This is a genomic window from Pelagihabitans pacificus, assembly GCF_009371985.2.
GTDB lineage: Bacteria > Bacteroidota > Bacteroidia > Flavobacteriales > Flavobacteriaceae > Pelagihabitans > Pelagihabitans pacificus.
Genome location: NZ_VIKU02000002.1, coordinates 567,399 through 586,982, shown reverse-complemented (window position 1 = coordinate 586,982; position 19,584 = coordinate 567,399). Strand labels below are relative to the sequence as shown.

Below are 19,584 nucleotides of genomic sequence, written 5' to 3'. Positions count from 1 at the left end.
AAAATTTGGCAAAAATGAAATCACATCATCAAATTCTGATTATCGGAGGGGGAACGGCTGGTATCATGACCGCCACCCAATTATTGAAAAAGAACGGCAAACTTGATATCGGACTCATAGAACCTGCGGACACCCATTATTACCAACCTGCCTGGACTTTGGTAGGGGCGGGTACCTACGACTATGACAAGACTGCCAAACCTATGTCAGGTTTAATACCCAAAGGTGTTACTTGGATAAAGGATTATGCGGAAGGTTTTGACCCAGGGAATAATGCTGTTTCCACCAAGCGGAGCGGAACCTTCTCGTATGATTATTTGGTGGTAGCCCCAGGGTTAATCATGGACCCCACCCTAATCGAAGGCTTGCCAGAGGCCATGGAAAAAGGGATTGCCTGTAGTAACTACACCGATCCCCGACATACGTGGGAAACCATTAAAAATTTTAAAGGGGGCAATGCCCTTTTTACGCAGCCGACAACTCCAATTAAATGTGGTGGTGCCCCCCAAAAGACTGCCTACCTCGCCGCAGATTATTTCGGGAAACACGGACTGAAGGATAAGACCAACGTGATTTTTGCCACCCCGGGCTCGGTCATATTCGGAGTAAAACAAGTCAAGGAAACCTTAACACGGGTAATAGACCGTTATGGCATTCATTTTAAACCGTTCTATGCCCCCTACAAGATTGATGTCGACAAAAAAATTGTATTCTTCAATCATACCGCTCCCGATGAGAACCAGTGCGTTATCAATGCAGATAATGAATTGGGGGAAACGATGACGGGGGATGCGGTCATCCAGATTCCGTTCGACATGTTGCATTTGGCACCTCCGCAGACAGCTCCCAAATTTGTTAAAGAGTCTGTTCTGGTAAACGATGCCGGGTGGCTCGATGTTGACCACCACTCAATGCAACACAACAAATATCCCAATATATTTGGGCTAGGGGATGTTGCCGCCTTGCCTACGGCAAAAACCGGAGCGGCAATCCGGAAACAGGTACCGATCGTTGTAGACAATCTAATGCGTTTATTGAAGCACCAAGAGGCAAGCAATAAATCATACAATGGGTATTCATCCTGTCCGTTGGTCACCGGTTACGGGAAAATGGTCCTTGCTGAATTCGACTACAAGAACAACTTTATTCCCGATCCAAAACTAAAACGCCTGTTGGTGTTCAATAGCGCCAAGGAGCATTGGCGATTGTGGATGTTAAAAAAATACGGACTCCCTTATCTATATTGGAATAAGATGATGAAGGGTAAGAATGTATAGGTTTTTTGATTGATGATTCTGGTTGTAAGGAGGGACGTTTGTCCCTCCTTTTTTGTTGGATGAAACCAACATGATCATCGGTATCGGACGAGCAAAAAAATTACACAAACAAATTTTTTGTCTATGATAATAATCATAGCTAATAAATTGATATTCAGTTAATTTAGTGTTCTTGTAATGTACCATTTCTTAAGTCACCGTTCAAAAGGTATCAGGTATTAAGGATGTTTGAAAAGAGAATAAAAATTAACTAAAATAACTACTATTATGAAAAAAAATCTTTTAAGATTATGCGCCTTGATCTTCTCGACTGTGGCATTTTCGCAGGCGGGTCATATCATGCAGGGGGTGGGTTCCGTAAATATGTCAATGGGGGGTGCGGCCACAGGCCAGCCGCTGGATATTTCTGGAGCCTTGCATTGGAACCCGGCTGCTATTTCTGCTTTCGATGATAAAATCGTAAAGTTTGATATCGGACTTTTCTTTTCCTCACCTGAACTAAGTTCCACCGTACCGGAATTCGATACCACTGGCCAGCCTACGGGTAATGTCTTCAGTGGAGTTACCGAAGACGATAGGGGAGTTTCCCCATTACCCAATTTGGCAATGGTCTGGGGTAGGGAAGACAGCAAACACACTTTTGGGGCCTCGGCCTTCGGGATTAGTGGTTTCGGGGTTACTTTCCCCGAAAGTAACACCAACCCGATCAATATGCCTCAGACCATGGGCGGTTTTGGCCGTATCGAATCGGATTATATCTTACTGCAAGTCGGTTTTACCTGGGCGTATGAGCTTTCCGATAAATTCTCAATCGGTGTGGAGCCCACTTTTAATTATGCCACTTTGGAGCTAATGCCCAATCCGACCGCGAACCCTACGGCTGCCGGATATCCTTCCGCCGATAAGGCTTCCGCCATTGGATTTGGGGCGCAATTGGGGGTTTTCTTCGATTCAGGAACCGGGTTCAAGGCCGGGGCGTCATATAAATCTACGCAAGCCTTTGGGGATTTTGAGTTCGACAATACCTATTTAGACAATTCGACCGGTTCCAATAGCTTCAATATGGATTATCCTGCTATTTATTCCCTAGGCCTCGGCTATTCCCTCGGTGATGTGGATTTGGCTTTGGATTACCGTTTGGTAGATTATGAAAATACCGATGGGTTCTCCACTACGGGTTGGACATCTACCGCTTCGGTACAAGGATTTGGTTGGGAGAATATCAATATCATTTCTGCAGGTGTTCAATACAAGGGGGTAACCAAACTGCCCTTACGGGTTGGCTATACTTATAGCTCCAACCCCATCAACAGCGATGTAGCCTTCTTCAATATTCCCGCTACCGCTATTATCAAGAATGCGTTTCAGTTTGGCTTAAGCTACGAAGCTACCGATCAACTATCCTTGGATGCCGTTTACCACTATGGTTCCAGTGGGGACGCTACTTCCGGTCCCATATTGAACCCACAGTTTATTCAAAACTTTCCTCCTTACGGAGCCATCCCTGGAAGTGAGGTATCATACGATATGACCACTTCGATGATGATGGTCGGTGTGAGTTATACTTTCGGCACAAATTAGTCGACTGCGAATTGCCACCCTTTAAGAAGTGAAAATCAAGTCAAGGAGCGATATCCGAAGCAGGATATCGCTCCTTAATTTTTCTGTAACCAGCTGGTAAAACATCTTGCTGAAAATGGGATAATTTCAAATCCTTGAAAGGTCAAAAATGCATTTATGGAATTTTCTATATCTCCGAAACAGGTGGCATATGAAGTGCTGGTTAGGTAATTCCCAGTCTCTTATATAATATAAAAAAAAATTAAAGGTATGATAAATATCATATTTTGAATCTTGTTGTATTGGTAGTTTTAGTCACGATCAACGGACTTTAAACCATTACACCTATGAAAAATTCCAAGTTTCCCGGCATCTTGATGCTGCTCGCCTCAGGTTTTTTCCTCATTCATTGTACCAGTGACCTCGAAATTCCTGAACCTATTCCCGGTCCGGCCGGGCAAGATGGTATCGACGGAATCGACGGTGTGGATGGGATTGATGGTACGGCTTCATGTATCACGTGCCATAACGATGTTACTAGGGATGCCATCGCTGCATCCTTTTCATTATCGGCGCATGCAACAGGAGGGACCTTTGCAAGGGGCGCCAGTGCCAATTGCGCACAATGTCACGGAACGGAAGGCTATGTAGATTACGTCACCACTGGTGCGGTGAAGCCATATACACTCGAATTGGCCTATGCTTTAGGCGATTCCATTGTGTATGATACCATAAATCCTTATCCGAACATTTCTCCCATAACCTGTGCCACCTGTCATGATACCCACAATACTTTTGACTTCGAAAACGATGGATTTGATTACGCACTGAGAAACATTGATCCTGTTACCCTGGTAATCGACGAGACCACTGTAATCGATTTTGGCGGTTCAAGCAATAATTGTATTACTTGCCATCAGCCTAGAAATAGTTATGAAATTCCAGGAGGTACTGGAGAGTATACGATTACCAGTTTCCGATTTGGGCCGCACCACGGACCGCAATCCACGATGCTAGAGGGTATCATGGGTGCCAATGTAGCAGGTTCGGCTGCCTATCCAGGCGTAGGTTCAGCCACCCATAGAACCGGTTCTTCCTGCGTTGCCTGCCATATGGGACCATCTACTACTATGGAAGATGGGGCTCATTCCTGGCTACCGACCGCCGAGGCTTGTGTTGCCTGTCACCCCAATGGAGCCCCACCTGAGGTCGATGGATTTGCCTCTGACTTTTCTACATTGGAAAATTTATTACTAGCAAAAAATTATATTTCAATTTCTGCATCAGGTAGTGTTGCTGTTTTAGGAGGAGATGGAATTAATAACGCCAGTAACTCAAATCCTCTTGTAGTTCCGGTAAAAGATGCCCAGGCAATTTGGAATTATAAAACCCTATGGGAAGATAACAGTGGTGGAACTCACAACCCCGAATACGCAAAGGCATTGCTTAAAAACTCTATTGAAGCCTTACAAGATTAGATAACGATTCCTCATGATGTCCTTTTTAAGTAAAAGCGTCATCATCTTGGGTCTTTCACATGCCATAACTATTGATGGGTATAATTTCGGGTACTAAAGTCAATTAAAAATGAACCTCGGAGATGCATCTTATAATACCAATAAAATGAAGAAGTCAATCCAGTTGCTTCTAATCGGTAGCCTAATTTCATTCAATTTATCATGCTACTATGATCAGGATATTGAATTTCCGGAGGAAGAGGTAGAAATTCCGGATGATCAAGAAATTTCGTTTCGGACAGATATAGAGCCCCTATTTTCACAAAGCGGCAAAGACTGTACCCTGTGTCATAACGGTTCCATTGCCAATCCCGATCTAAGGATCGGTAACGCTTTCAACCAACTGGTACCCGACTACGTGATACCAGGGGATGCGGAGGGAAGTGAGCTTTTTCAAAAATTACCTGGGAACAACCATCCAATCGACGCTGGCTTTGTATTGACTAACGATGAAATCGCCTTGATAAGGGGCTGGATCGACCGGGGCGCGGAAAATAACTAACCTGTGAGACACTATATTATGAAAAAATTAAATTTCGGATATGTTTTTTTCCTGTTGTTCCCTTTGATACTTCTACCACAGGAAGCCGAACCGGAATCGGTAAAAGATTCAATAGTAGACAAACCGCAGCGTCCTGCTTTTGAAAGTTCGTACATCATTGAAATGCCCACAGATATCCTTAATCCCAAGAAGACCCTCGAGGTACAGATGGGGCATAGATTCGGACTTGTCAACGGGGGGAATAACGATCTGATCGGTATTTGGGCCCCGTCCAATATTCGAATAGGGTTTTCCTATGGCTTGCATGAAAGACTTACCGTAGGTTTTGGTACTACAAAGTTCGATCGCTTACAAGATTTTAACTGGAAACTGGGTATTCTTAAACAAACCCGTTCGAACAGGATACCCGTAAATGTTACCTATTTTGGAAATTTCACCATTGATGCCAGGGGAAAGGAAAATTTTCTAGTTGACCAGCATCGTTACTCTTTCTTTCATCAATTGATTGTTTCGCGTCGAATGAATCCGAATCTTTCGATACAGGCAGCTGGGAGCGTTTCGCACTATAATCTCGTTCCACAACGTATGCCGAACGATGTGGTATCGTTATCGTTGGGAGGGCGTTATAAAGTGAGTCCGCAGACGGCCATTTTGGTCGATTACACCCAGCCATTCGTACATTATCTGGAAGGATCCAATACAGATTACGATCCCTTGACCGGCTTCACCGATCCAAAGCCAGGAGTAAGCCTGGGGGTGGAGTTTAGGACCTCGTCCCATGCCTTCCAGTTATTCATTTCAAGTTATCAGAGTATTGTCCCACAAAGGAATATCATATTCAACCGGAACGATTTTTTTGACGGTGATTTCGCCATCGGTTTTAATATTACCAGACTTTATAATTTTTAATACCAATAACGTGGTTAGCATGAACAAAAAACCGAACAGAAAGAAAACTATTTCACGGAGGGGTATACTGCCATTTATTGGAAGCACGTTGCTTATCCCCTTTTTAGGGTTTGGCCGTTCTGGCCAACACAGTGGGGTAGGGCCTGAGGAAGATATTTATGAGACCCTTTTGAGACCGGATGGCACCACGGTGAAGGTAAAGACAAGCACTGTGAGGAAATCCAAGATCGTTAAGAAGAACATTTCCAATACTACCTTCCTGCGTTGGCTGGGAAAGGAAAATGATTCACTATAAATCGCTCTGAATATGGCAGCTAATAGTAAGAAGTCGAGACGAGGTTTTTTGGACAAGGGGCTAAAAATTGGTCTGGCAGGGCTCGTTGGTGGCATTGGATTGTCCAAATTATCCAGCAAGCTAAATGCCAAGTCGGAATCGCCCTCGGGTGACACAATGGAGTTGATGACAACTGATGGTAGCTTGATTCAGGTCGATTCGTCCGAAGTGGTCGAGGTAGTTTCTTCCCATGACCATCAAATGGATTATGATGTTCGGGAGGGTATTCCGAATAGAAAGTTTGTGATGGTGGTCGATTTGGCCAAATGTAAGAACGCATTGAGTTGCCAAAGAGCCTGTAACAAAGCACATTATATCACGGGGGAGAATGCTTGGCTCAAGGTCTATCAAATGCAGGAATCCGAAGATACCGCTCCGTATTGGATGCCGACTACCTGTCAGCACTGCGATAGGCCAGCATGCGTGACCGTTTGCCCGGTTGATGCTACTTTCAAGAGAAAAGATGGGCTTGTTCTTATCGATAACGAGCGCTGCATCGGTTGCCGGTTCTGTATGGCCGCCTGTCCTTATTCAACGAGGGTTTTTAACTGGGGCGAACCCGGTCAGGAAATTACGTTGAATATGGATGTGCTAGGCCACGAACCAACTCCGGAACACGCGGGCATGCCAAGTCTCAAGGGAACCGTGGATAAATGTGATTTTTGTCCGCACATGGTCAAAAACGGGGAACTTCCGCATTGTGTCACAGCATGCCCCAACGGTGTATTTTATTTTGGGGATAAATACGAAGACACCGTAACCAACGGGGAGGAAACCGTACGTTTAAGCGGACTTTTGAAAGAGAAGTCTGGCTATCGTTTACTGGAAGGATTGGGTACTGAACCTAGCGTGTACTATTTACCGCCAGTAGACAGGTTGGTAGAGTTCGAGGATGGTATGGAAAACTTCATGGAATTTCAATCTGTTGAAAAACCGGAATAGACATGAAAAACTATGATGACATGGTAGACGATTTGGCTCCAAGGAAATATGGAAAAATTGGGGCTGCGTGGATTATCTTTTTGATCCTGATCATTATCCTGGGAGTTATCGCCTACATTGATCAGCTTATAAAAGGACAGGTAGTAACCAATATGCGCGATTACGCCCTTTGGGGTATATATATTTCCAATTTTGTATTTTTTGTGGCCACAAGTTTTGTGGGTTCCGCCACGGTCGCATTTTTACGATTGACCAGAAAAGCATGGCGAACACCGTTGGTCAGGATTGCGGAAATTATTACGGTAGCCTGCATAACCATGGCGGGTATTACCATTATGATCGATATGGCCAGACCCGATAGGTTGTTGAATTTGATCATACACGCCCGATTGCAGTCTCCCATTACCTGGGACGTAATTATTATACCTACCTTTTTGGTAATCAGTTTATTATTGCTTTATTTTCCGTTGCTTCCCGATTTCGCCATACTTCAAAAATATTTTGAAGTGACAAAGCCCAAACTTAGCAAATGGTATGGCCGATTGTCCCTCAAGTGGACCGGCAGTGATGCTCAGAGAGCGCTCCAGGCGAAATCGATAAGGGTGGTGGCCGCATTGATTTTTCTTGCTGGTATCCTTTTGCAAACTGTCGATGCCTGGCTGTTTTCCACTACCTATCGAACAGGTTGGGATAGTACTAATTTTGCCCCTTATTTTATTTCAGGGGCCTTTGTTGCCGGGGTGGGAGCCTTGATCACGGTTATCTATGTGGTACGATGGGCAAGAAAATTGGAGGATTACATCACCGACTACCATTTTGACAAGATGGGAAAATTATTGGTTTTGGCCTGTTTGATTTATATTTATTTCAATGTCAATGAATACTTGATTCCAGCTATCACGGCCAAAAAAGCGGAAGATGCCCATTTGACCACCTTGTTCACGGGGCAGTATGCCCCTCTGTTTTGGTTGGTAACCGTGGTAGGGCTTGTCTTGCCTACGGTGGTATTACTGTTCAAGGAAGGAAGAAAACCATTGCCAATGTTCTTAGTGGGCTCCATCGTAGTGATCGCATCGTGGTGGAAACGCTATATAATCATAACCCCTACCTTGTTGGAACCCATTTTACCGATTCAAGGGGTTCCTGAATCTTGGCATTCCTATTTTCCTAGTGTGCACGAATGGGCGATTACCTTGGCAACCTTGGCCATGGCCCTATTAATAATTACGGTACTTATCCGATATTTACCTGCCATCCCTATACAACGTACGGCAGAGGAACAATCCATTGTGGGAACCTTTCAAGAAGCGAAACCATGAAGCATACAAAAAGCATACATACCGTGTTGTTCATCTTTTTGGCTGTGTTTGTTCTTCCATTAAATTTTGCTGTTTTGCATGGGCAAAGTGCCAAAAAAAATAGCGTTCGCCTCACACTGGACTACGTGAAGGTCATGAACGGACAAGGATATCTTGATATAAAGGCTATCTCCAGAATTGACAAACAAATGACCAATGTTCCCCATATCGATTTGAAAGTTTACTATGAATTCGAGGATGAAGAATTTTTCTTAGGCAATACTGCTACCGATGCAGGTGGAAAAAGTAGCTATATATTGCCGTCCTTAGATCGTATACGGGCAGATTCAACAAATACCTACACCATCGGAATCGCCTTTGAGGGTAATGACAGGTTTAAACGGGCATCGAAGACCATAAACTTCAAGGATGCGAACATTACCACCAAACTGGCTACGAAAGACAGCGTCAACTATATCGAGGCCACCTTGACAGAGGCCATTACCGACTTGCCAATTGCGGAAATTCCGCTAAAAGTTCAGGTAAAACGTTTGATACACCCTTTGCCAATTGGTGAAGAATTTAATTATACCGATGAAAATGGCACTGTCATAGTTCCAGTTGAGGAAGGAATCCCAGGAAGGGATGGCAATCTTACTTTGGAAGTGGTACTAAGCGACAGTGATGATTATGGCACTGTGAAGGACATCCGTGTTGCCCCTTTTGGCGTTCCCATTATCGAAGAATCGACGTTTAACGAAAATACTCTCTGGGGTCCAAGAGGCAAAACGCCTCTGTTTATTTTACTTTTTACCCTCTTTTTGGTACTAGTGACCTGGGGCCCCATTCTGTATCTAATTCGAAATTTATATAGAATAACTAAATCCTAATTTAAATGAAAGCAATATCAACAACCGCGATTATAGGCTTACTAGCCCTTAGCTACTTTTCATTTACCCGAAATGTGCAGGAAGAATGGGTGGTACCGGAAAAATACGTGAATATGAAAAATCCGACGGACCCTTCGGTAGATCTGAACATTGGAAAATCGTTGTATAGCAAGCATTGCAAATCTTGTCACGGCAAAGAAGGTTATGGGGATGGTCCTAAAGCGGCAGATCAAAAAGGGGATTTGGGCGATTTTTCATCTTCCGAATTCCAAGCCCAAACAGACGGGGAATTGTTTTACAAGACCTCTTTCGGAAGAAATGACATGCCCGAATATACCAAAAAGATGCCCGACGATGAAGATAGATGGCTTATTGTAAATTATATGAGAACCATGGAAGAATAGGAGACCTAGGATAAGTGACCTGCACCTGCGTCTGGATGTGCCCACTCTTGTCGAAGAAATTGAACCCTGACTTAAAAGTATTCAACATGGCCAATGAATTGCGATATTTAAGTATTTCCCATAAAACCGCCTCTATAAGGAATCGGGAGAAATTCTATATTGCCGATAATTACAAGGTAGAGGTAATCAAGCAATTGGTTACAACTTTTCCCGATATAACAGGGCTACTTCTCCTTGTTACCTGCAACAGGACCGAGCTTTATTTTGAATCGGATACTACCTCTTCAACGTCGCTTCTCAATTTTCTAATACCCTTGCTTTTGGGGAAGAACACATCTGGTTACCATCGATTTTTTGAGACAAGTGATACGACGGAAATATCCGCTGGCCATCTATTGGATGTATCTTCCGGGTTGGTCTCCAAAGTGAAGGGCGATGCTGAAATCATATACCAGATTAAAAAAGCGTACAACAGGGCAATCTCCTTAGATCTTCAAGGTTCTTTGTTGGAACGTGCCATGCAGACAGTCTTTAAAACCCATAAGAGAATTCGTAATGAAACCCATTTTCGGGATGGGACCACTTCGGTAGCCTATAAGGCCTTGAAAATGATCAGTGATACCTATGGTAAGACGAAGGCGAAGCATAAAAAGATATTGTTTATCGGGGCTGGGGATATCGTGAGGCAATTGTTCAAGTACAATGAAAAATTTGGTTTTGAAAATATTTATATCGCCAACCGGACTAAAAGTAGAGCAGTTTCGTTGATGGAAAGGTACCGTTGCAAATGGTTTGATTGGGATAAAGTTGTAGTCAACGACTTTCAGGATTTTGAAATCGTGTTAAGTGCAGTGGCTAATTGCCATCACCTTATCACCGGGACGGCAGCCAACAGTAATGCGAGGTTGTTCCTGGATTTGGCACTACCCGGAAATATAGAGCCGAGCATTGGCGATATAGCCAATATCAACTTTTACGATCTGGACACTATTTCATCCGAAATAGAGGACAACAAGGAAAAAAGATTGGCTGCGATTGAACAGGTTTATGGCATAAAGGAAGAGGAACTGGCCGAATTCAGGAAGTGGCGTGAACAGGCGCCCCTGAGGGAATTGTTGGCGGCATACAAAGTGATATTGAACGATAGCATAAAAAAGCGCTTGACCACACAAAAAGAACCGTCCGATGATTCAAGAATCAGTTTAATAACAAATCGGGTCATGCGTAAGCTCATGAAATATCCCGATACATCGGGCTGGACGGAAAAGGTAGAGATGCTAGTGGCAGAACATCTGCAATGAAGTTGAGAAACAAAGGATTTTTTAAATTTCAAAATTAGGACTATGAATCTGATCGTGAAAAAGAGGCGGCCATTGTTTGGCATATGGGTCATATTACTGATCGTAAGCTGTAATTCCGGTCCAAAAATCACCATGACGTCCCTACCTAAAAGCGAAAACCATGAAACCCGTAAAAAAGGTGTTGTCCATGAAGTGGTGGTCAAAGAAATACTTCCTGCCAATCAATATACATATGCAAAGGTCAAAGAAGGAAGACGCGAATACTGGATTGCAACCGGCAAACAAACGGTACAAAAAGATAGCACCTATTTCTACGCGGAGGCCCTGTTGAAGACTTCCTTTGAAAGTAAGGAACACGAACGGGTTTTCGATACGCTTTATCTGGTTAACAAATTACTTCCAAAGGACCACGGATTTATACTCGCAAATACGAACAAAGGAGCAGGTCTTTTGACGAAATCCGGGCTGGATAATGCAGGAAAGGGCATTTCCATGGATATGAAAGAGGCATCCGTTGAATTGATTACGATCGCGGAGCTCGTCCAAAATCCCCGGCGATTCCAGGACAAAATAATCGAACTAAGTGGGAAATGTGTAAAAGTAAACGCCGGAATACTTCAAAGAAATTGGATACACCTGAGGGATGGTAGCCAAGATGATTTTGACCTTGTGATTACCTCCGAAGAGGAAGTGGCCAAGGGAGCGACTATAACCGTTCGGGGAATAGTCCGTTTGGACCAAGATTTTGGAAGCGGATATTCCTATCCAATCCTAGTTGAAGAGGGTACTGTCATTCAATAGCTTGTTTGCATCAAGCCTTCAAACACCATGAATAATGTTGATTTATCGGCATTCCAAATTTAATGGACGGTCTTCTGCATTTTTAGTTCCATCCCCAACTTGTCTACCCTGTTGTTAGAGCTAAGAGGATTCAAGAGGTCAAAAGCCATGTCGATACAATTTTGTTAAACCTGGTATTTATCGACTTAAAATATTCAGAATATGGCCGACACTGCTAAAACGGCCCATTGAATTTTTATAGTGAACAAGTAGCAAGAACCAATGAAAGCGGCGGTCATCGGGGCAATCCTTTACCCATACGCTGCGGAACTAGGTGGTAGATGCCGTTAGTACGTGACGCTCCTTTTGGTACATAAAACCGAACCATCCCATATAGGGTAGGCAAGAGATACGCCAAACATGCCGATGTATGCCCAAATGAACCCTAACATTCATTCTTATCGAATCCGTTTTCATTGGGACAATGGACAAAAAGAACCCCGTCATCTTAAAAATGACGAGATTCACTATGTAGTTGAGTTAGTTATGCGCGTTTGTCTCTAGATGAACAGAAGCTGTGTACCATCCTGGTCGGCCCTGCCGTAAAAATCCCCGATGGTAAGGACGCCCTCTATTTCGTCGATAAGGTCTTCCTCTTTCAAATGGAACATATCGACCGCCAGTTTACAGGCCCATAGGCGGCATCCCGAGTCGGATAGGATTTCAAGGAACTCGCTGACGGGCGGAATATCGAGTTTCTCCATTTCGCTTTTCATCATTCGGGTCGCCAAGGCTTCCACTCCGGGCAATCCTCCCAACATGGTAGGAATGTGCATGGCCGGGTTCCCTACCGTGGCCACATGTAAATGCTCCAATTTTTTCTTTTGGATGGCCTCCAATCCAAAGAACGTAAAAAATATCTCCGATTCGATGCCTTCCATCCTGGCTCCATTGGCCATTATAAAGGCTGCATACACATTCTCTATGGTCGCCTTGGAGAGGATAAACATCATCTTTTTAACTTTTGTACTCATGATTTTTTCTTTTGATGGTTGATATCAATTGTGGGTTATTACCGAATACCCAAGATTCGGGAGTCGTCTCGAATACCTTAAATACAGCTCTTAGGTTTAGGAATTCCAGCAATCATGGTCGCTTTTTTAAGCGGACCTCCGGGAAACAACTTGTAAAATTCCTTGATATCGATGACACCACTTTTTTTGATGCCCCGAATTGATAAAGGCTCCTCACAAGAGTATTTTTCATGAATGTATTCAATAACTTCCCAATGTCGATCGGTCAAACAAATACCGTTCTCATCGGCAATACATTCGCCAACCTCTTTGGTCCATTGGCTAAAATCGGTTAGGTACCCTTCTTCGTTTACTTCTACTTCTGTATGCGCTATTAGCTTTCTCATGGTTCTTACTTTTTGTTATTACTGTGTTACTTCTTCAAAATGTTTTCCTTTTTCGTTCATTGTTGCGGAGACAAATGGTATATGCACCCCTTTGATCAATAGGTTCCAGTACACCCATCGAAACGCCATTTTACCCATATGATTGGTCCGACTTTCTTTTAATAGCTGTAACGGACCCACACCTGGAAAAGGAAATGTTCCCTCCACTGGCTCGTGGGTATAGTTGAAATCGATTAAAAGGGCTTTCCCATTTCCTGTTTCGATAAAGCAATTGGCATGACCGTCGAATTCTTCTTTCAAAGGCTGCCCTTGGATGTATCGAAGGATATTATCTGTTAAGATTTCTGCTTCAAAATGGGCAACAGATCCTGCCTTGGAGGCAGGAAGATTCGTGGCATCGCCTATAGCAAAGATATTTTCGTAATCCGTGGTTTGTAGGGAGCCTTTGTTGGTCGGAACAAAATTCAGGTCATCGCCCATTCCTGAACGTTCGATAACGGCATCACCCATATTGGTAGGAACCGTTACCAGAAGGTCGTATTCGACTTCGGTATCGGCGTAGTCGATAATCTTGTTGTTCTCATAATCGACCCGTTCGATATTAAAATCGGTCACTTCCTTGATACCCTTTTCTTCCAAGAGGTAGTGAAGGGCTTTTGTAGCCTTCGGTTTCGTAAATGCCCCACCCAAAGGGGTTACAAAGGTAATGTCTACTTGATCCCGCATACCCTTGTTCTTGAAGTAGGAATCGGCCAAGAAGGCAAATTCCAACGGAGCGACCGGACATTTGATGGGCATTTCGGTAATATGTACGACCAGTTTACCGCCTTTCCATTCCCTTAGTTTATCGCGTAGGGCTTTTGCTCCTTCATAGGTGTAGAAATCAAAGATGTTCTTATACCACATGGGCCCGTTCATACCTTCGATTTCATCCGGGGCAATCTTTGTTCCCGTGGCAATGATCAAGATATCGTAGGCCAATTCATCACCTTGCTCAAGGAGTACCTTATTCGTTTCGGGAACGATACGTTCAATTTTTTTCTGAATATAATCTACTCCCTTTGGGATAAACTTTTTCCCGTTTTTCTTCACCTGTTTGGTGCTATAAATATCAAAGGGAAGAAATAGAAAACCTGGTTGGTAGTAATGTGTTTTGTACTGATCTACGATGGTTAGTTTCCATTCTTTACGAGGGAGTTTTTTAACGAGGTGGTTTGCCATCATGGTACCGGCGGTACCTGCTCCCAATATGACCAAATTTTTCATCTTTCTGCGTTTTAGCGGTTCCTAATTTTCTTGTAATAAAGGTATCCAAGGGAGCCTCTAAATTTTATGACAATTATCAGGTCGACCGTTAAAATACGGTAACAAATGTTACATGGAAAAGAGTCTAAAATGATGGTTTACAGTATTTTGTGCTTGTCGGGTTCTTAGAAGTTTGTAGGTCTTAGGACTTCCGGCTGTCACCAAAAACAAAGTAATCCGTTGAAGCCTTTTATCGGTGTTCAACGGATTGCATTGCATGGTTCGTCTTATGTGCCAAACCTATCTTTGATGTTCGGTTTATTTCCTTTCTGGCGCCTTTAGGGCAGCCTGGGCAGCCGCCACCCGCGCAATGGGTACCCGGAAAGGGGAGCAACTTACGTAGTTCATCCCTTGTTCAAAGCAAAATTCCACTGAAATGGGTTCCCCACCATGTTCTCCGCAGATACCTACTTTCAGCTCGGGTTTGGTGCGCCTTCCGTGACAAGTCCCCATTTTTATTAATTTTCCGACTCCTTCCCGATCCAATACTTCGAAGGGATCGACCTTGAGGATTCCCTTTTCCAAATAAATGGGCAAGAATTTACTGGCATCGTCCCTGGAATAGCCAAATACCAGTTGGGTAAGGTCATTGGTACCGAAGGAGAAGAAATCGGCGTGTTTGGCGATTTCCTCCGCCATTATAGTGGCCCGGGGAACTTCCATCATCGTGCCCACGAGGTAGTCTACGGTATCGTCGTATTCCTCGAAAACGGTATTGGCGGTTTTTCTAATGACCTTTTCCTGTTCCAAAAACTCATTGACGGTTCCTACCAAGGGTACCATGATCTCCGGTTTGGATTCGATACCCTTCGCTTTTAAGTTCAAGGCAGCCTCCATAATTGCGCGGGTCTGCATTTCGGTGATTTCCGGATAGGTGTTCCCCAAACGACAGCCACGATGGCCTAGCATGGGGTTGAATTCCTGCAAATCCGCCACCTTGTTCTTCACTGCCGACAACGAAATATGCATGTCCTCGGCCAATTCTTTTTGAGTAGCCAACTGGTGTGGTACGAATTCGTGCAAGGGCGGATCTAGTAAGCGTACCGTGACGGGCAGGCCTTGCATCGCTTCGAAGATGCCTTCAAAATCTTCCCGTTGCATCGGGAGTAGCTCTTCCAGGGCATGCTTTCTTCCTTTGACCGTATCGGCCAAAATCATTTCGCGCATTGCTTTGATTCGGTCCACTTCAAAGAACATATGTTCCGTTCTGGCGAGTCCGATGCCTTTTGCCCCAAAATTTCGTGCTGCCTTGGCATCCTTGGGTGTGTCGGCATTCGTACGCACATCCATAGTGGCATATTTGTCGGCAAGCTCCATGACTTCGGCAAATTCACCGCTCAACTCCGGTATCCTAGTGGCTACTTTTCCTTCGATGATATTCCCGGTGGAACCGTTTAAGGATATCCAATCCCCCTCGTGATACTCCTTATCCCCTACGGTAAGGATTCGTTTTTTATAGTTGATTTTCAAGGCTCCGGCCCCGGAAATACAGCATTTTCCCATCCCCCTGGCCACGACGGCCGCATGGGAGGTCATACCGCCCCTCGAGGTGAGGATCCCTTTCGCCAGGTTCATACCCTCTAGATCTTCCGGTGAGGTTTCGATCCGGGTCAAAATGGTATTTCTGAATTTTTTGGCCTCATCGGCAAAGAATACGATCTGTCCGGTTGCGGCACCGGGGGAGGCGGGCAAACCTTGGGCGATAATGGTCGCCCTTTTAAGGGCATTGGGGTCAAAGACGGGATGTAGCAATTCATCCAACTTATTGGGTTCGATACGCAGCAACGCTTCCTTATCGGTAATCGAGCCATCCTTCAGGAGGTCCATCGCAATTTTGACCATGGCGGCCCCGGTACGTTTTCCGTTTCGGGTCTGGAGTATCCAAAGCTTTCCGTCCTGAATGGTAAACTCCATATCCTGCATATCGCGATAGTGCTTTTCCAGCATATCTTGATACCGGAAGAGTTCTTCATAGATCGAAGGCATTAATTCTTCCAATGAGGGGTAGTTTTCGGCCCTGTCGGCCTCTTCTATCTTTGCCAGTTCGGCCCATCGCATGGAACCTACTTTGGTAATCTGTTGTGGTGTACGAACGCCCGCTACCACATCCTCCCCTTGGGCATTGATAAGGTATTCACCGTTAAAGATGTTCTCACCAGTGGCGGCATCACGGGTAAAGCATACGCCTGTTCCCGAATTATCACCCATGTTTCCATAGACCATGGCCTGTACGTTCACGGCGGTTCCCCAATCGGCGGGATATCCGTGCATGTTTCGATAGTACACGGCGCGATTTCCGTTCCAGCTGTTGAATACCGCTATGATAGCGCCCCAAAGCTGTTGCCAGGGATCGGTGGGGAAATCGTTCCCCGTGCGTTTTTTTACGACATCCTTGAAATCATAGACGAGGTCCCTGAGATCTTGAACCGTAAACTGGGTATCCAGTTGTATTTCCCGTTTCTCTTTCAGATGTTCTATAATTTCTTCAAAGGGATCGATATCGTCTTTTGATTCAGGTTTCATCCCCAGCACCACGCCCCCGTACATTTGAATGAATCTACGGTACGAATCCCAAGCAAAACGTTCGTTCCCCGTCTTGGCTATCAGTCCTTTTACGACCGTATCATTGAGGCCCAAATTTAAAACGGTGTCCATCATTCCGGGCATAGAGACCCTGGCACCGGAACGGACGGAAATCAACAGGGGATTTTCCTCATCCCCAAAATTGGCTCCCATGATTTCTTCGATATTTTGTAGGGCCTTCTCTACCTCTTCTTTGATCATGCCAATAAGGATATCCTCGCCCAACTCGTTGTATTCGGTGCAGGCTTCGGTAGTAATGGTGAAGCCGGGAGGCACGGGAATTCCAATGGCGCTCATTTCCGCCAGGTTCGCTCCTTTTCCCCCAAGGAGATTTTTCATCGTACTATTTCCGTCGGCGGTCTTATTGCCAAATTTATAGACCCGGGTCCGAACGTCCTGTGCTAGCTGCATAATAAAATATTTTAGGTGTTCTTAGAATGTATGGTCCAAAAGTAGGACTACGTGGACTACGTTTTTATGATAATTGTCATGAAAGGGAACTAAGTTTGGTAACTTGGTTTACATCCAGGTTGTTCTTTGGTGTTGGTTTTTAAGGTATTACGGTTTTTTGGTTGGATGTCGCTTCGAAAGAAAAACAGCGTCGCCACAATTGACGCACGTTGTTCCAAGTGTTTTTTAAACAGGGTAGAACGTTTTTTTGACAAGCATTGGGTAAGGAATAAAGACCGGTGTATTACACCAATTGACCTTTGTCAGGATAGCTTTGCCTGTTTTATATTGAGGTAATCCAAAGTTTCCTTGGGAAGGTTCCTAACCGGGAATAGATACGACGCTATGATCGATTTTTTCCGGTACCTGTGATGAAAAATTTAGCGTACGGTAAGTAAATAACAGGTCTAAACATCCTTTAGTTCGCTAAGGATGAGCTCTATGCTCTTTTTGGCATCCCCGAACAACATTTTGGCGTTTTCCTTGAAGAAAAGTGGATTTTGTATGCCCGCATATCCTGGGTTCATGCTTCTTTTTAAAACGACGACACTCCTCGATTTGGACACATCCAAAATAGGCATGCCGTAGATTTTACTGGAGGGATCGTCCAAGGCAGAGGGGTTTACCACATCGTTCGCGCCGACCACGATGACCACGTCCGTTGACTCCAGATAGGCATTGGCGTCCTCCAAATCCAGCAACTTGTCATAGGACACATTCGCTTCGGCCAACAACACATTCATATGGCCCGGCATTCTTCCGGCAACCGGATGAATAGCATATTTGAATTCCACATCCTTATCGTCCAGTAGCTCTTCCATTTCCTTAATCACTTTTTGGGCCTGTGCTACCGCCATGCCATAGCCGGGTATCACGCACACGCGTTGCGAATAGGCCAACTGTATGGCCAAATCGGAAGTATTTATTTCCTTGGCGGTTCCCTCCGCCCCTGCGCCCGTCCCCTTGCTCGACGAAAAACTTCCGAAAATAACATTTACAAATGTTCTGTTCATTGCTTCGCACATCAGTAAGGTTAAGATGATACCGGAAGAACCCACGAGCACCCCTCCAAGAAGCATTAACTTATTATCTGTAATGATCCCGGATACAGCAGCCGTGATTCCGGTAAGTGAGTTTAAGGTGGAAATCACCACAGGCATGTCGGCACCGCCTATTGGGGCGACGAACACTATGCCGTAAACTAAGGCCAATACGGAAAACAAGGCAAGCTGAGGGGTGCTGAGAAATCCGTTATAGCTCAGGAAAAATAGCAAGCCGATCGCGATTACAAGCAACACTATGTTGACCACCGTGCTAAAAGGAATTTTAAGATGATGGTCTTTCAGGAAACCGCTTAGCTTTCCATAAGCCACCATACTTCCAATAAACGCCACAAGGCCCAAAAAAAGATTCAGCAGCACAATGCCCAGGTCCGACCCACTTCCTTCAGAATTATTGTTTACCAACCAAACCAACGATATAAGGGCCGCTGATAACCCGCCAAATCCGTTGAACAACGAAACCATTTCGGGCATCGCGGTCATGGGAACCCTTTTTGCCGCAAGTAAGCCGATTACGCTACCGGCCAAAATACCGAGGACAATGAAAATATAGTTGTTGTTTTGAGTCTCTAAAGGATATACGAGAGCCACCAAAACCCCCAATGCCAAGGCAATGGCACCTAACGTATTCCCATTTCGCGCGGAATCCGGGTGGGATAATTTCCTAAGACCAATAATCAACAATATCGAGGCTAGAAATAGGACCCCGTTCAATAGGACTATATTCACCTCGTTTTTCGTTTTTTCTTATTGAACATTTCCAGCATTCTGCCGGTAACGGCAAAGCCACCTACCAAGTTGATGGTACCCAAAATGATTCCCAAAGTGGCCATGATCAATGCGAAATAATCAGTGGGATCTGTTACCCGAATTACCAGAATGGCACCTATCAGGACCACACCACTGATGGCATTGGAAGCCGACATTAAGGGTGTATGCAATACGGTAGGTATCTTTGAAATTACCTCAAACCCAAGGAAGATGGTAAAGGTCAGTAGGTAGATAATTTCGATATGCTGCTCAAAAAAATCAAGAATTCCGGACATACGGT

The 19,584-nt window shown here is 44.6% G+C and carries 18 protein-coding genes; 12 read left to right on the top strand and 6 right to left on the bottom strand.

Going from position 1 to position 19,584, the window contains the following annotated elements:
• Positions 1–14 precede the first annotated feature (14 nt).
• The 12 genes from FK220_RS09935 (at position 15) to FK220_RS09880 (ending at position 11,735) form a co-directional block, all read left to right on the top strand.
• A complete protein-coding gene (locus tag FK220_RS09935; RefSeq protein ID WP_152574151.1) occupies positions 15–1,277 on the top strand; it encodes an NAD(P)/FAD-dependent oxidoreductase in 1,263 nt (420 codons plus the stop codon).
• 267 nt (positions 1,278–1,544) lie between these two features.
• Positions 1,545–2,858 (top strand): OmpP1/FadL family transporter, encoded by a 1,314-nt coding sequence (locus tag FK220_RS09930; protein ID WP_152574150.1) that lies wholly within the window; start codon positions 1,545–1,547, stop codon positions 2,856–2,858.
• Positions 2,859–3,184: 326 nt separating this feature from the next.
• Complete coding sequence (locus FK220_RS09925; protein ID WP_152574149.1) at positions 3,185–4,315, top strand: hypothetical protein; 1,131 nt, start codon at positions 3,185–3,187, stop codon at positions 4,313–4,315.
• Between the two features lie 145 nt (positions 4,316–4,460).
• Positions 4,461–4,856, top strand: coding sequence for a hypothetical protein (locus tag FK220_RS09920; protein ID WP_152574148.1), 396 nt, complete (start codon positions 4,461–4,463; stop codon positions 4,854–4,856).
• An 18-nt stretch (positions 4,857–4,874) separates the two neighbouring features.
• Complete coding sequence (locus FK220_RS09915) at positions 4,875–5,765, top strand: DUF5777 family beta-barrel protein (RefSeq protein WP_238718971.1); 891 nt, start codon at positions 4,875–4,877, stop codon at positions 5,763–5,765.
• A gap of 19 nt (positions 5,766–5,784) precedes the next feature.
• Positions 5,785–6,060, top strand: a complete 276-nt coding sequence (locus FK220_RS09910) for a hypothetical protein (protein ID WP_152574147.1) — start codon at positions 5,785–5,787, stop codon at positions 6,058–6,060.
• Positions 6,061–6,072: 12 nt separating this feature from the next.
• The gene (locus FK220_RS09905) at positions 6,073–7,041 is read left to right on the top strand and encodes a 4Fe-4S dicluster domain-containing protein (RefSeq protein WP_152574146.1); all 969 of its coding nucleotides are present in this window, start codon (positions 6,073–6,075) and stop codon (positions 7,039–7,041) included.
• 2 nt (positions 7,042–7,043) lie between these two features.
• Positions 7,044–8,360 (top strand): NrfD/PsrC family molybdoenzyme membrane anchor subunit, encoded by a 1,317-nt coding sequence (gene nrfD / locus FK220_RS09900; RefSeq protein ID WP_152574145.1) that lies wholly within the window; start codon positions 7,044–7,046, stop codon positions 8,358–8,360.
• Complete coding sequence (locus FK220_RS09895) at positions 8,357–9,229, top strand: hypothetical protein (protein WP_152574144.1); 873 nt, start codon at positions 8,357–8,359, stop codon at positions 9,227–9,229. The genes nrfD and FK220_RS09895 overlap by 4 nt, the downstream gene beginning before the upstream one ends.
• 5 nt (positions 9,230–9,234) lie before the next feature.
• Complete coding sequence (locus FK220_RS09890) at positions 9,235–9,633, top strand: c-type cytochrome (protein ID WP_152574143.1); 399 nt, start codon at positions 9,235–9,237, stop codon at positions 9,631–9,633.
• A gap of 86 nt (positions 9,634–9,719) precedes the next feature.
• Positions 9,720–10,934 (top strand): glutamyl-tRNA reductase, encoded by a 1,215-nt coding sequence (locus FK220_RS09885; RefSeq protein ID WP_166204853.1) that lies wholly within the window; start codon positions 9,720–9,722, stop codon positions 10,932–10,934.
• 42 nt (positions 10,935–10,976) lie between these two features.
• The gene (locus tag FK220_RS09880) at positions 10,977–11,735 is read left to right on the top strand and encodes a hypothetical protein (RefSeq protein ID WP_152574141.1); all 759 of its coding nucleotides are present in this window, start codon (positions 10,977–10,979) and stop codon (positions 11,733–11,735) included.
• A 539-nt stretch (positions 11,736–12,274) separates the two neighbouring features.
• Here FK220_RS09880 and FK220_RS09875 read toward each other — a convergent pair.
• From FK220_RS09875 to FK220_RS09850, 6 genes are all read right to left on the bottom strand, one after another.
• Positions 12,275–12,748 (bottom strand): DsrE/DsrF/DrsH-like family protein, encoded by a 474-nt coding sequence (locus FK220_RS09875; RefSeq protein ID WP_152574140.1) that lies wholly within the window; start codon positions 12,746–12,748, stop codon positions 12,275–12,277.
• Positions 12,749–12,825: 77 nt separating this feature from the next.
• Positions 12,826–13,134 carry a TusE/DsrC/DsvC family sulfur relay protein gene (locus FK220_RS09870; RefSeq protein ID WP_152574139.1) on the bottom strand — a complete coding sequence of 103 codons (309 nt, stop codon included), beginning with the start codon at positions 13,132–13,134 and terminating at the stop codon, positions 12,826–12,828.
• Between the two features lie 18 nt (positions 13,135–13,152).
• Positions 13,153–14,400 carry a type III sulfide quinone reductase, selenoprotein subtype gene (gene sqr, locus FK220_RS09865; RefSeq protein WP_152574138.1) on the bottom strand — a complete coding sequence of 416 codons (1,248 nt, stop codon included), beginning with the start codon at positions 14,398–14,400 and terminating at the stop codon, positions 13,153–13,155.
• A 297-nt stretch (positions 14,401–14,697) separates the two neighbouring features.
• A complete protein-coding gene (gene ppdK / locus FK220_RS09860; protein ID WP_152574137.1) occupies positions 14,698–17,433 on the bottom strand; it encodes a pyruvate, phosphate dikinase in 2,736 nt (911 codons plus the stop codon).
• Between the two features lie 446 nt (positions 17,434–17,879).
• On the bottom strand, positions 17,880–19,262 hold the full coding sequence (locus FK220_RS09855; protein WP_152574136.1) for an NAD(P)(+) transhydrogenase (Re/Si-specific) subunit beta: 1,383 nt from the start codon (positions 19,260–19,262) through the stop codon (positions 17,880–17,882).
• Positions 19,259–19,579: an NAD(P) transhydrogenase subunit alpha gene (locus tag FK220_RS09850; RefSeq protein ID WP_152574135.1), complete on the bottom strand. Its 321-nt coding sequence runs from the start codon at positions 19,577–19,579 to the stop codon at positions 19,259–19,261. The genes FK220_RS09855 and FK220_RS09850 overlap by 4 nt, the downstream gene beginning before the upstream one ends.
• Between the last annotated feature and the right edge of the window lie 5 nt (positions 19,580–19,584).

Excerpts from the sequence above, each read along its gene's own strand:
- FK220_RS09935 (WP_152574151.1), top strand. The coding sequence starts at position 15 with ATGAAATCACATCATCAAATTCTGATTATCGGAGGGGGAACGGCTGGT.
- FK220_RS09930 (WP_152574150.1), top strand. The coding sequence starts at position 1,545 with ATGAAAAAAAATCTTTTAAGATTATGCGCCTTGATCTTCTCGACTGTG.
- FK220_RS09925 (WP_152574149.1), top strand. The coding sequence starts at position 3,185 with ATGAAAAATTCCAAGTTTCCCGGCATCTTGATGCTGCTCGCCTCAGGT.
- FK220_RS09920 (WP_152574148.1), top strand. The coding sequence starts at position 4,461 with ATGAAGAAGTCAATCCAGTTGCTTCTAATCGGTAGCCTAATTTCATTC.
- FK220_RS09915 (WP_238718971.1), top strand. The coding sequence starts at position 4,875 with ATGAAAAAATTAAATTTCGGATATGTTTTTTTCCTGTTGTTCCCTTTG.
- FK220_RS09910 (WP_152574147.1), top strand. The coding sequence starts at position 5,785 with ATGAACAAAAAACCGAACAGAAAGAAAACTATTTCACGGAGGGGTATA.
- FK220_RS09905 (WP_152574146.1), top strand. The coding sequence starts at position 6,073 with ATGGCAGCTAATAGTAAGAAGTCGAGACGAGGTTTTTTGGACAAGGGG.
- nrfD (WP_152574145.1), top strand. The coding sequence starts at position 7,044 with ATGAAAAACTATGATGACATGGTAGACGATTTGGCTCCAAGGAAATAT.
- FK220_RS09895 (WP_152574144.1), top strand. The coding sequence starts at position 8,357 with ATGAAGCATACAAAAAGCATACATACCGTGTTGTTCATCTTTTTGGCT.
- FK220_RS09890 (WP_152574143.1), top strand. The coding sequence starts at position 9,235 with ATGAAAGCAATATCAACAACCGCGATTATAGGCTTACTAGCCCTTAGC.
- FK220_RS09885 (WP_166204853.1), top strand. The coding sequence starts at position 9,720 with ATGGCCAATGAATTGCGATATTTAAGTATTTCCCATAAAACCGCCTCT.
- FK220_RS09880 (WP_152574141.1), top strand. The coding sequence starts at position 10,977 with ATGAATCTGATCGTGAAAAAGAGGCGGCCATTGTTTGGCATATGGGTC.
- FK220_RS09875 (WP_152574140.1), bottom strand. The coding sequence starts at position 12,748 with ATGAGTACAAAAGTTAAAAAGATGATGTTTATCCTCTCCAAGGCGACC.
- FK220_RS09870 (WP_152574139.1), bottom strand. The coding sequence starts at position 13,134 with ATGAGAAAGCTAATAGCGCATACAGAAGTAGAAGTAAACGAAGAAGGG.
- sqr (WP_152574138.1), bottom strand. The coding sequence starts at position 14,400 with ATGAAAAATTTGGTCATATTGGGAGCAGGTACCGCCGGTACCATGATG.
- ppdK (WP_152574137.1), bottom strand. The coding sequence starts at position 17,433 with ATGCAGCTAGCACAGGACGTTCGGACCCGGGTCTATAAATTTGGCAAT.
- FK220_RS09850 (WP_152574135.1), bottom strand. The coding sequence starts at position 19,579 with ATGTCCGGAATTCTTGATTTTTTTGAGCAGCATATCGAAATTATCTAC.